Source organism: Nocardia australiensis (genome assembly GCF_020733705.1).
GTDB classification, from domain to species: domain Bacteria; phylum Actinomycetota; class Actinomycetes; order Mycobacteriales; family Mycobacteriaceae; genus Nocardia; species Nocardia australiensis.
The window spans coordinates 137,018-148,812 of the sequence record NZ_JAJFZM010000004.1; the positions used below are offsets into that span (position 1 = coordinate 137,018).

Annotated in this window: 10 protein-coding genes and 1 riboswitch; of the genes, 8 read left to right on the forward strand and 2 right to left on the reverse strand. The window is 64.3% G+C overall.

The annotated features are described in order from the left end of the window. Window positions 1-24: 24 nt before the first annotated feature. Together LKE06_RS21470 and LKE06_RS21475 are read right to left on the reverse strand one after the other, a co-directional pair. Window positions 25-1,149 (reverse strand): DUF2252 family protein, encoded by a 1,125-nt coding sequence (locus tag LKE06_RS21470; RefSeq protein WP_228001146.1) that lies wholly within the window; start codon window positions 1,147-1,149, stop codon window positions 25-27. Between the two features lie 56 nt (window positions 1,150-1,205). Further along, the gene (locus LKE06_RS21475) at window positions 1,206-2,909 is read right to left on the reverse strand and encodes a GMC oxidoreductase (RefSeq protein ID WP_228001147.1); all 1,704 of its coding nucleotides are present in this window, start codon (window positions 2,907-2,909) and stop codon (window positions 1,206-1,208) included. A gap of 121 nt (window positions 2,910-3,030) precedes the next feature. Between LKE06_RS21475 and LKE06_RS21480 the strand changes: the two genes are divergently transcribed. From LKE06_RS21480 to LKE06_RS21515, 8 genes are all read left to right on the forward strand, one after another. Then, window positions 3,031-3,675 (forward strand): CDP-alcohol phosphatidyltransferase family protein, encoded by a 645-nt coding sequence (locus LKE06_RS21480; RefSeq protein ID WP_228001148.1) that lies wholly within the window; start codon window positions 3,031-3,033, stop codon window positions 3,673-3,675. Window positions 3,676-3,715: 40 nt separating this feature from the next. Further along, window positions 3,716-4,114, forward strand: coding sequence for a glycine cleavage system protein GcvH (gene gcvH / locus LKE06_RS21485; RefSeq protein WP_228001149.1), 399 nt, complete (start codon window positions 3,716-3,718; stop codon window positions 4,112-4,114). A 170-nt stretch (window positions 4,115-4,284) separates the two neighbouring features. Next, the gene (gene odhI, locus LKE06_RS21490; protein WP_228001150.1) at window positions 4,285-4,770 is read left to right on the forward strand and encodes an oxoglutarate dehydrogenase inhibitor Odhl; all 486 of its coding nucleotides are present in this window, start codon (window positions 4,285-4,287) and stop codon (window positions 4,768-4,770) included. Window positions 4,771-4,842: 72 nt separating this feature from the next. Next, window positions 4,843-5,655: a transcriptional regulator FtsR gene (gene ftsR, locus LKE06_RS21495; protein ID WP_228001151.1), complete on the forward strand. Its 813-nt coding sequence runs from the start codon at window positions 4,843-4,845 to the stop codon at window positions 5,653-5,655. Window positions 5,656-5,882: 227 nt separating this feature from the next. Continuing rightward, window positions 5,883-6,356 carry a bifunctional nuclease family protein gene (locus tag LKE06_RS21500; RefSeq protein ID WP_228001152.1) on the forward strand — a complete coding sequence of 158 codons (474 nt, stop codon included), beginning with the start codon at window positions 5,883-5,885 and terminating at the stop codon, window positions 6,354-6,356. Between the two features lie 200 nt (window positions 6,357-6,556). Next, the gene (locus tag LKE06_RS21505) at window positions 6,557-7,120 is read left to right on the forward strand and encodes a MerR family transcriptional regulator (RefSeq protein ID WP_308188412.1); all 564 of its coding nucleotides are present in this window, start codon (window positions 6,557-6,559) and stop codon (window positions 7,118-7,120) included. Window positions 7,121-7,251: 131 nt separating this feature from the next. Beyond that, window positions 7,252-7,352: riboswitch (glycine riboswitch) on the forward strand. 174 nt (window positions 7,353-7,526) lie between these two features. Next, window positions 7,527-10,337, forward strand: coding sequence for an aminomethyl-transferring glycine dehydrogenase (gene gcvP, locus LKE06_RS21510; protein WP_372477405.1), 2,811 nt, complete (start codon window positions 7,527-7,529; stop codon window positions 10,335-10,337). Between the two features lie 538 nt (window positions 10,338-10,875). Further along, window positions 10,876-11,772: a DUF7064 domain-containing protein gene (locus tag LKE06_RS21515; protein ID WP_228001154.1), complete on the forward strand. Its 897-nt coding sequence runs from the start codon at window positions 10,876-10,878 to the stop codon at window positions 11,770-11,772. Window positions 11,773-11,795: the final 23 nt, after the last annotated feature.

The following is an 11,795-nucleotide window of genomic DNA, read 5'->3' on the forward strand; positions in this document are numbered from 1 at the left end:
GACCGCCCTTCACGTCGACACTCTCTACTGCGGCTGTTCGGCTGGGACCTTCCCGGCGCCGACGGCGGCAACCAATTCGGCATGATCGGCCTCGGTGCGATCAGCGTAGCGGATCGCGAAGCGCGCCACCGCTTCATCGAAGCTGTCATCACCGTCGAGATAGCCCGCGAGCAGCCGTGGATCCACCGACCGGGAATGGGCCCTGGCCAGCAGCGCACCGGCCAACCTTCCGTAATCGTCGAGGTCTTCCGGTGGCAGCTGCGCGGGGTCGATATCGCCCTCGAGATTGCGGAATTGGCGCACGATGAACGGCAGTTCGCCCTCGGGCAGGCGCAGCGACGTCCAACCGAGCAGAATATCGCTTTCGGACTGAACGAGCCTGGCGCCGCGCACGATTCGCTCACCCTTGTGCCGGGGCCGCGTGGCGGGAAGGAAAGCGGAGAGGGCGGAGGGATTGGCCTGCTTCACCTGCAGCACCGGCGCCACGCCCGCGTTGCCGTGCAGCAGCGCCACATAGCTGCGCAGTCCGACACTACCGGTGCCGACGATCCGAAAAGCGATGTCGGACACCGCGAATCGAGCCAACAGTGTACGGCGGGATTCGGGCAGGGTGTCGCCGTAGTGCGCGAGGCCGTCGATGACCGCGTCGGCGATATCGTCGGCCAGTGGTGTGAGAATCGGTGGGTCGCTGACGAATCGGTGCCGTCGAATACCGGTCCGATGATCCTCGAGGTGTTCGGTCCACTTCGCCACCACCTTGGCGCTGTTGTTCTTGCGCGCCTTCTTCGCGGCCTTCTTGAAATCGTCGAGCAGGGCATCGGCCTTGGTGCGGCCGATCACCGATTCGTCGGGCAGCGCGGTCCACGATTGCATGAACGGCACGTCCGCGAGGTCGGCAGCCATCAAACCCGCCGTGCCGCGATAGAAGGTGAACGGCGAGGCCATCATTCGGCCGATGCGCAATGGCACCAGATGCGGCAGCCGACCGGCATTGCTCGCGTCGAGGAATTCCAGCACGCTCGGGCGGGTCGCCGAGGTAGCCGGGCGATCGCGCGCGGTGACGGGAACCCGCTCGCGCAACGCGCGCCCACGGGCCCGCACCTCTTCGTCGGGCACGTAGGTGCGTTGGCCGATACCACTGTCGGACACGACAACCCACGCTAGCGGCAATCTCACCGGTAGGGCTGCTGGACCGAGCGCGGACCTCAGTTCGCAGGCACCGCGGGATCGGTCGATTCTACCGGCGTGATCGGCAAGCGCAGCGCTCCGGGGGCGACGGCGGGTACCGCCGGATGTCGTGGCGCGACCGGGGCGATGCGCTCGTAGCCCGAGCCGAGTTCCGGTCGTGGATCGGTCTCGTTCTTATTGGGCCAGAAAGCCATTGCCCGCTCGGCCTGGGCGGTAATAGTCAGCGACGGGTTGACGCCGAGGTTGGCGGTCACCGCCGAACCGTCCGCGACATGCAGACCCGGATATCCGAACACGCGCTGATACGGATCCACCACACCGCTCTGTGGCCCCTCGCCGATCACGCACCCGCCGATGTAATGCGCGGTGGCCGGAATATTCAGCACGTCCATGACCAGGCCGTGGGTGTCGCCGTTCACCTTGGCGCTGAAGCGGCGGCCGATATCGTGCGCCAAGGGGATCCAGGTCGGGTTCGGCTCTCCTGTGCCCTGCTTGGTCTTCAGTAGACCGTGCTTGCGGAACGAGGTCAGCGAATTGTCCAGCGACTGCATCACCAGCAGGATCACCGACTTCTCCGAGGCATGCCTGGCGTTGAGGCTGCGCGCGAACACCAGCGGGTGCACCAGTATCGCCAGCAGGAAACGCAAGAATCGGAAGGCGCCGCCGTCGACGATCGGCACCGACATCGGGAACAGCGCGTTCTGGCCCTTGCCGTAGTGACACACCTCGATGTGGGTATCGGCCTCCGGATGGATCGACGAGGTAATGGCAATGCCCTCGGCGAAATCGTGGCGCGAACGACTGACCACATTGAGGATTGCCTCGGAGTTGCTGCGGGTCAGTTCGCCCAGCCGTGGCGACAGGTTCGGCAGCACCTTGTCATCGCGCATCCTGTGCAGCAGCTTCTGAGTGCCGAGCGCGGCGCCGGCGAAGACCACCTGTTCGGCAGTAAAGGTATTGGGCTGCTTACGAATCCAGCGATCCGATCGCGCGGTTTCGATCGCGTAGCCGCCGCCGGACAGCGGTCGGACGGCAGTCGCGGTGGTCAGCGGATGCACCTCGGCGCCCGCTTGTTCGGCCAGATAGAGATAGTTGGTCGTGGTGGTGTTCTTCGCATTGTTGGGGCAGCCGGTGAAACACCGCGCGCAATGCACACAACCGCGCCGTCGCGGGCCTACGCCACCGAAATACGGGTCGTCCACTTCGGTGCCGGGATCGTCCTCGTTGAAGAACACCCCGACGTTGGTCGCGTGGAAGGTGTGCCCGACACCGAGGTCGTCGGCGATGTCCTTGATCACCTCGTCGGCAGGTGTCATCCGAGGGTTCGGCGCGACGCCGAGCATGCGCTGTGCCTGGTCGTAATAGGGGGCGAGTTCCGAGCGCCAGTCGGTGATGTGCGCCCACTGCTTGTCGGCGTAGAAGTTCGGCAGCGGCTCGTAGAGCGTGTTGCCATAGATGAGCGAGCCGCCACCAACGCCCGCGCCGGAGAACACCGCGCATTTGCCGAGAACGCTGATCCGCTGCGGTCCGGTCATCCCCAGTCTTGGCGCCCAAATCGACTTGCGCACATTCCAATTCGACTTCGGGATTTCCTCGGCGTGCCAGCGCCTGCCCGCCTCGAGCACGCCGACCCGATATCCCTTCTCGGTCAGTCGCAGCGCGCTGACGCTGCCACCGAATCCGGAACCGATCACCACCACGTCGTAGTCGAATTCGGCCATGATTTCCTCTCATTCACCGAGTAGTTGATGAGATGATTTCATACTCATTCTGTCACCGGGGTGGATGTGGTGGAACCACCCGGATGGCGCGATCAGTGCCTGGTGAGGTATGCACTGGCTTGTGACAACGGAATCAGGACCGACGAAGCCGGGCGAGCGCGGTGGCGCGACGGCGGGGGGTATCTTCGCCGACCGCATCCTGACCATCCCGAACGTGCTCAGCGTGCTCCGGCTGATCGGCGTCCCGCTGTTCCTATGGTTGCTGCTGGTCGAACGAGCCGACGGCTGGGCCTTCGCGCTACTGGTCGCCAGCGGGTTCACCGACTTCCTGGACGGAAAACTGGCCCGGCTGCTCGACCAGTCCTCACGCCTCGGTGCGCTGCTCGACCCATTCGTGGACCGGCTTTATCTGGTGACGACCTTGGCCGCTTTTGTGATCCGCGGCCTGATCCCCTGGTGGGTAGCGGTGATCCTGGTCGGGCGTGATCTTGTTCTCACCCTGACCCTCTCGGTGTACAAACGCCGCGAGCTGGACCCACCGGATGTTATCTATTTGGGCAAAGCGGCCACCTTCGCGCTCATGTCCGCGCTGCCGTGGCTGCTGGCCGGTCAGATGGATTGGGCGCTGGCAGGTTTCGGCCGTGCGTTCGGCGGGGCATTCCTGGTCTGGGGTACGGCTGTGTATGTGTGGACAGGCATGCTCTACACCGGGAAGGCTGTGGCGGTCGCACGAGCGATACCGGCTGCGGCGCACCGGACCCGGTAGCTATTAGAGTTGCGTAACATTTCCGACGAAAGGACGGCCTGTGACCCAAACCCCCGACGATCTGCGGTACACCGAAGAGCACGAGTGGGTGCAACGGATCGGCCCGACGCGGGTTCGGGTGGGCATCACCGACTACGCCCAGTCTCAACTCGGTGACGTTGTGTTCGTGCAACTGCCCGAAACGGACAAAGACGTGACTGTGGGCGAGAGTATCGCCGAGGTCGAATCTACCAAGAGCGTGTCCGATATCTATGCTCCGCTGGCCGCGAAAGTTGTTGCGGTGAACGAGGATTTGGTGCAGACACCGGAAATACTGAACACTGATCCGTATGGTGCGGGCTGGCTGTTCGAGTTGGAGCTGAGCGACGCAGCAACCCTGAACGCAGCACTTGGTGGGCTGTTGGACGCCGCCGGTTATCAAGGAGTTATCGGGGGCTGATCAAGCCTTCCCAGTTCTACCTGCACGGGTGCGCCCCGGCAGGGTACGGTCAATGCCAACAGATATGCCGATGAGCTGATATCGGTGTTCTAGCGTCACAACTCCCAGGTTGTGGTGGTGAAGGCAGCACCTGCGTGCATGGAAAAACAGGTTCGAGGAGGAGAGAAACGGTGAGCGAGAACAAAGACCCGGGTTACGGGGAGACCGCGGCCGAGACGACGTCGGTCTTCCGTGCGGATTTCCTGAACGAGGTCGAGGCGTCGCGCTCCGCAGAGTCGACTGGCGAACAGCCGGTCCAAGGGGTCGAGGGTCTGCCGGTGGGTGCGGCTCTCCTGGTCGTCAAGCGCGGCCCGAACGCGGGCTCGCGGTTCCTGCTGGACCAGCCGACCACGTCGGCCGGCCGCCATCCCGACAGTGACATCTTTCTGGACGACGTCACCGTCAGCCGTCGGCACGCCGAGTTCCGGCAGGACGAGGATTCCTTCCAGGTGGTCGACGTGGGCAGCCTCAACGGCACCTATGTCAACCGCGAGCCGGTGGACTCCTCGGAGCTGCAGAACGGCGACGAGGTGCAGATCGGCAAGTTCCGCCTGGTGTTCCTCACCGGTCCGCGCGCTCAGGTCAACGAGTCGTCTGCGGGTGTGGGCAGTCTGTGACGCACACGGCACGGGTCCGCATGACGGCCGTGTTGGCAGGAAAGATCTGGGTGTCATGAAAGACTCGATGCTATGACGGGCGCGGCGCAGTGGGCGCGTGGAGGCATGTCGATCGGCTCCGTGCTCGACCTGCTGCGCCCGGATTTCCCGGATATCACCATCTCGAAGATCCGCTTCCTCGAGGCCGAGGGCTTGATCCGGCCGGAGCGGACTCCGTCCGGATACCGCCGGTTCTCGATCGCCGATTGTGAACGGCTCCGGTTCGTACTGACCGCGCAACGCGATCAGTATCTGCCGCTGAAGGTGATCAAGGAACAGCTAGAAGCGATCGACAGTGGTGCGGCGTCGCTCGGTGTGCGGGAAGCCCGCGCCCGGGCGCACTCCATTCGCGACGCCGAACTACCCACCCCATCGGCGACCGGTCACAACGGGCGGACCGCCGGAGTTACGCAACCGCGCAAGCTCGGTGTCGTCCCAGGGGAGGTCTCACCGGATGAGCTGCGATTCGATCACGAAATCCGGCTCACCCGTGCGGATCTGCTCGCGCAAGCCGAGATCGACGAGAAATTCCTGAACGATCTTGTCCGCGCGAACCTGATCGCACCGGGCGCCGCAGGCTTCTTCGACGCGGACGCGGTGACGCTCGCGAGGACCGCGAAGGCGATGGCGGAATTCGGCCTGGAGGCACGGCATTTGCGCGCCTTCAAACTTGCGGCGGATCGGGAGGCGGCGCTGGTCGCGCAGATCGCGGCACCGATCGCCAAGAGCCGGGACGCCGGGGCGCGTGCCAGGGCGGACGAAACCGTCCGCGAGCTCGCGGCGCTATCGCTGACATTGCACACGTGTCTGGTCAAGGCGTCGGTGCGGAACTCACTCGGCGGCTGAACTTACGGTCACCGCCTACCGCTCGAGGCAACACGCCGATTTCGGCCGCACACGGATCGCTGCACCCCTCCTCGTTCGCTTAGACTCGGTGGTACGGCGAGCTCTGCGGGAGTCATGCTGGGTGGCCGGCGAGTATTGGGAGGCAGTGCGATGAGTGAGCGCAGCGAGCGAGTGATGTCACGGTGTGCTTCGCGCACGCCGAAGCGCAGCGTTAGCGAGGCGCAGGCATGAGTGAAATGCGCGTGATCGGCATCCGGGTCGAGCAGCCACAGAACCAGCCGGTGCTATTGCTCCGTGAGGCATCCGGTGATCGGTATCTGCCGATCTGGATCGGACAGGCCGAGGCGACCGCGATCGTGCTCGAACAAGAGGGGGTAACCCCGATCCGTCCGTTGACCCACGATCTGATCAAGATCCTGATCAACGATCTCGGGCACACCCTCAAAGAGGTCCGGATCGTCGATCTGCAAGAGGGCACCTTTTATGCGGATCTGGTCTTCGAGAACGACTTGCGTATCTCCGCGCGGCCGTCGGATTCGGTAGCGATCGCGTTGCGGGTCGGCTGCCCGATCTACGCCGAGGAGCCGGTACTCGAGGAGGCGGGTTTGGTCATGCCCGACGAGCGTGAGGACGAGGTCGAGAAGTTCAAAGAGTTCCTCGAATCGGTCTCGCCGGATGACTTCAAAGCCACTGACAGCTGAGGAATCCGAACTATCTTTTAGACCTTAACTACAGGTCGAGACTTTAACCGCGCGTCGCGCTTGGTCCGACGATGCGGCTCCCGGGACAATCATGGGGAGTAATCTCGATAGTTGGGCCACGTCCGTTATGACTGGGTGTGTGGTCAACGGAGCCGGGTCATCGATGAGGCCACGGCGTCGGCGAAGCAAGGGAGTGGTCAGTGGCAGAGCAATCGCAGGGAGTGGTACAGCCAGGCCTGTTCCCGGACGACTCGGTCCCCGACGATCTCGTCGGCTATCGCGTCCCCAGCGCATGCCAGGTCGCCGGGATCACCTACCGGCAGCTCGACTACTGGGCGCGGACCGGTCTGGTCTTACCGTCCATTCGGAGTGCTGCGGGTTCGGGGAGTCAGCGACTATATTCGTTCAAGGACATTCTGGTCCTGAAGATCGTCAAACGACTGTTGGACGCCGGGATCTCGCTCCAGAACATCAGGATCGCGGTCGACCATCTGCGCAGTCGCGGCGTGCAGGATTTGGCTGGAATCACGCTGTTCTCCGATGGCACCTCGGTGTATGAGTGCACCTCGGCCGAGGAGGTAGTTGATTTACTGCAAGGTGGGCAGGGCGTGTTCGGTATCGCGGTCGGCGGCGCCATGCGTGAACTGACCGGAGCGATCGCCAACTTCCCGGCCGAGCGGGCCGTGAGCGGCACCGCCTCCGATCGTCCGGAGGACGAGCTGTCCTACCGTCGCAAGGCGAGGATGAACCGCAAGACAGGGTAGGAATTACCGACAGGAGTTGCCCGTCGTACTGGGGCGGGCATTCTTTTTGCCCAACGTAACGAGGACGACACCATCACTCCTGGGTCCCGTGGCGCGCATGCGGCTGGGCTCCGCATAAACTTACGAGGCGTCGCCGCCGTGCGGGAGAGTCTCGGACTTGATAAGAGTTCCGGGCGCCGAAGGAGCAGCACCTCCCCGTCAATCTCTCAGGCAAACGGACCGTACGGGCTTCGATGTCTCTGGAAAGTGGCGATTTCCGCGTGATAGTGCGGATATCGCCCGCCCATGGGGAAAGGTTGCCGGCCCGCGCGCGCTGCGGCAGCCGAATCTCTCAGGCTCCACGACAGAGGGGGAGGGCTGGTACCCGTCGACCGCGTGGTCGACCCGCCCGACCTTGGGAGCTGCCGTGACTCGATCATTCGCCGACCGCCATATCGGACCCGACCGGGACGAACTCGCCCGGATCCTGGACGTCGTCGGCGTCGGTTCGCTTGATGACCTCGCCACTGCGGCGCTACCTGCGGGGATTCTGGATGGTTCCGGGCTCGAGGTGTTGCCACTCGCGGCCACCGAGCATGAGGTGCTCTCCGAGCTCGCCGCCCTCGCGCATTCGAATACCGCCGCCACCTCGATGATCGGGCTGGGCTATTACGACACCTTGACCCCGCCCGTGCTGGTGCGCAGCCTGCTGGAGAACCCGGCTTGGTACACCGCCTATACGCCTTATCAGCCGGAGATCAGCCAGGGCCGTCTCGAAGCGTTGCTCAACTTCCAGACCATGGTGTCGGACCTGACTGCCATGGAGGTCGCCAATTCCTCCATGCTCGATGAGGCCACCGCGGCGGCCGAGGCGATGACGTTGCTGCGCCGGGCCGGGCGATCCAAATCCGAGCGCCTGCTTATCGACACCGATCTGTTTCCGCAGACCAAGACTGTGCTCTACACCCGGGCTGAGCCGCTGGGCATCGAGATCGTCGAATCGGATCTGGCTGCCGGGTTGCCGGAGGGTGAATTCTTCGGTGTGCTGGTGCAGGTTCCCGGCGCCTCGGGCCAGGTCTGCGACTGGGCCGCACTCATCGAGGCGGCGCATGAACGCGGTGCGCTGGTGGCTGTCGGCGCGGACCTGCTCGCGTTGACGCTGATCACCCCGCCGGGGGAGCAGGGCGCGGACGTGTGTTTCGGCACCACCCAGCGTTTCGGGGTTCCGATGGGGTTCGGGGGCCCGCACGCGGGGTATCTGTCGGTGCATTCCGAGCACGCGCGTCAGCTGCCCGGACGACTGGTCGGTGTGTCGGTGGATGTGGACGGTACGATGGCATATCGGCTGGCCTTGCAGACGCGTGAGCAGCATATTCGCCGGGAAAAAGCGACCTCGAATATCTGTACCGCGCAGGTGCTGCTTGCCATCGTGGCCGCGATGTACGCCAGCTACCACGGGCCCGACGGTTTGCGCGATATCGCGCGACGGGTCCATCGGCACGCGACGGCGATCGCGGCCGGGCTCGACGGTGCGGTGGTGCACGACAACTTCTTCGACACCGTGTTGGCGCATATTCCGGGTGGTGCGGAAGCCGTTGTGGCGAAGGCGAAGTCGCGCGGTATCAATCTGCGGCTGGTGGATGCCGATCACGTCGGGATTGCCTGCGATGAGGCGACGACCGGCGCGCATGTCGCGGCCGTACTCGAATCCTTTGGTACGGCACTGACTTCCGACGCGGGTTCGGTCGCGACGCCGGTGGAGTCCATCGAGACGCGCGCCTCGGAGTACCTCACTCATCCGGCATTCACCAGCTATCACACAGAGACCGCGATGCTGCGGTTCCTACGGCGACTGTCCGACAAGGATATCGCGTTGGACCGCAGCATGATTCCGCTCGGCTCCTGCACCATGAAGCTCAACGCGACCGCCGAGATGGAAGCGATCACCTGGCCCGGTTTCGCGCGCGTGCACCCGTACGCGCCGGTCGAGGACGCGCCCGGTCTGTTGCGAGTGATCCACGATCTGGAGGACTGGCTCTCGGCCATCACCGGTTACGACTCGGTCAGCCTACAGCCGAACGCGGGGAGCCAGGGTGAATACGCGGGTTTGCTCGCTATCCGTCGCTATCACCTGGATCGCGGTGACACACACCGGGATACGTGCCTGATCCCCTCCAGCGCACACGGCACCAATGCCGCGTCGGCGGCTATGGCCGGGCTGCGTGTCGAGGTGGTGAAGTGCCGCGATAACGGTGACGTTGATCTCGACGATCTGCGCAGCAAGATCGCCGACCACGCCGACCGACTGGCCTGCATTATGATCACCTACCCGTCCACACACGGTGTCTACGAGCACGAGGTCGCCGAGTTGTGCGCACTGGTGCACGATGCGGGTGGCCAGGTATACGTTGACGGCGCGAACCTGAACGCGCTTGTCGGACTTGCCCGTCCGGGCCGATTCGGCGGCGATGTCAGCCACCTGAACCTGCACAAGACCTTCTGTATCCCACACGGCGGTGGCGGACCCGGTGTCGGCCCGGTGGCGGTGCGATCACATCTGGCGCCCTACCTGCCGGGCGATCCTCGCGAGCCCGGATCGCACGCGGTGTCGGCGGCCGCATACGGTTCGGCATCGATTCTGCCGATTACCTGGGCCTATATTCGGATGATGGGCGCCGAGGGGCTGCGTAACGCCACGCTGACCGCGATCGCCTCGGCCAACTACATCGCGCGCAGGCTTGACGCATACTTCTCGGTTCTCTACACCGGCGAGCACGGTATCATCGCGCACGAGTGCATCCTGGATCTGCGTGGGATCACCAAGAAGACCGGCATCACGGTCGATGACGTGGCAAAGCGCTTGGCGGACTATGGCTTTCACGCGCCGACGATGAGCTTCCCGGTCGCGGGCACGCTCATGGTCGAGCCCACCGAGAGCGAGAACCTGACCGAGATCGACGAATTCATCCGCGCGATGATCGCCATCCGCGGCGAGATCGACCAGGTCGCCGCGGGCGTATGGCCGGTGCAGGACAATCCGCTGCGCGGCGCACCACATACGGCGGCCTGCCTGGTCGGGGAATGGGATCACCCGTACAGTCGCGAGATCGCGGTGTTCCCGCAGGGTATCGCCCCCGATCGGGGCAAGGTGTGGCCTGCCGTGCGCCGCATCGACGGCGCCTTCGGCGACCGGAATCTGGTGTGCTCGTGCCCGCCGTTGGAGGCATACGCGGACTGATCGCGGTATGGTCCGAGCTGGTCGTCGCCAGCGGCGAGTCGTCCAGGTGGTGGGTGGGCTGACCACCTGGTGACTACTCTTTTGCTCGCTTGTTCACCTCCTCGCGAAAGGCCTACATGGCCGTCGACCGGAATTGCGTGAAGTACACCCGAAGCGCAATCCATTTGATGCTGAAGCGATTTGACGCACGGCGGCCAGCTTTTGCATATTGACAGACGTGTCATTTAGTGGATAACCTCACGTCTGCGCAGTGACTTTGGGCGCTGGCGTGACCAGCCATCGCGACCGTGTTCCCGCGCGCCCGTTCACTGTCCACATCCGCGCGCATCCACGCCGCGCCGGCGACCGGAGGTACCGTCACCCCGCTGCCGGATCCGTTGTAATCGAACCCGTTGATCGTGCGTGAGCACAACAGGTGTATCCGACTGTGCCACAAGTACGCCCGGCATTTGGTAGCACGTCGCAGGTACTGGACGCGTCGCAACGCCACCGCCTGAATCTGCATCTCGTCAGCGCATCCGAACCAGAAAGGACCTCGATGACATCCGTCGCACCGACCGAGCGAAATTGGGGCAAGCTAGCCGAGCCGATCCGCGCCGACGCCGCAGGCGCAGGTGAACCGGTATGGAAGGACAACGCCTACCTCTCCTTCTGGGACCCCGCTGCGCAGGTATTCGGCACATTGCACGTCTCGACCTCGCCGAACGCGCCCAACGCCCGCCGCGCTCGCGCCAGTATCTCCGTGGCAGGTCGGGTCGTCGAGGTCATCGAACCGCTGGATGCGGGAACATTCAGTAGCGACAGCATCCACTTCGGCCTCGACGGCAGCGTGCGGGTCGATCATCCAACCGTTCGAGCCGAACTCAGCAACGCCCCGCTGTTCGCCGCCGCCGACTACGGCACCAACAATGTCATTCCGCCGCTCGTACCCGGCAAACCGCTCCAGCACTTCCAGCAGGCGTGCACCGTCGCCGGCAGCGTGACGCTCGATGGGACGACGGTCACCACCGCCGGTCACGGAATGCGCGATCGCACCTGGGGATTCCGTGACGAGTCGTCGCAATGGATCGAGTTCGCCGCACTGTTCATGGTGGACGAGTCGACCTTTATCTCGGCCATGAAGTTCCGCGGCGCCGATGATGCGCTGACCGCCGACGGGTTCGTCATCGACAGCACACGGTCGACACAGATCACCGGCATCACCTTCGCGCGCGACGCGGCCGCCCAATACCGCTGGGCCCGTCTCGAACTCGCCGACAACAGCACTCGGGTGGTATCGATCCACGACCGCCTCGGCGGGTTCCGAATCCCTGCGGGCCCCACCGAGACCGAAGGGCCCGCATTGGGAGCCTATGACGACTTCATGTTGCTCGAGAGCGAAGGGCGTTGCGGCGGAGGAATTTTCGAGCAGGCGATCCTGCATCGGGTCGCCTAGTACGCGTCGAGAGAAAGTAGGCA

Bases quoted from the DNA above. Each gene is read 5' to 3' on its own strand.
- LKE06_RS21475 (WP_228001147.1), bottom strand. From the start codon at position 2,909: ATGGCCGAATTCGACTACGACGTGGTGGTGATCGGTTCCGGATTCGGT.
- ftsR (WP_228001151.1), top strand. From the start codon at position 4,843: ATGACGGGCGCGGCGCAGTGGGCGCGTGGAGGCATGTCGATCGGCTCC.
- LKE06_RS21500 (WP_228001152.1), top strand. From the start codon at position 5,883: ATGAGTGAAATGCGCGTGATCGGCATCCGGGTCGAGCAGCCACAGAAC.
- LKE06_RS21515 (WP_228001154.1), top strand. From the start codon at position 10,876: ATGACATCCGTCGCACCGACCGAGCGAAATTGGGGCAAGCTAGCCGAG.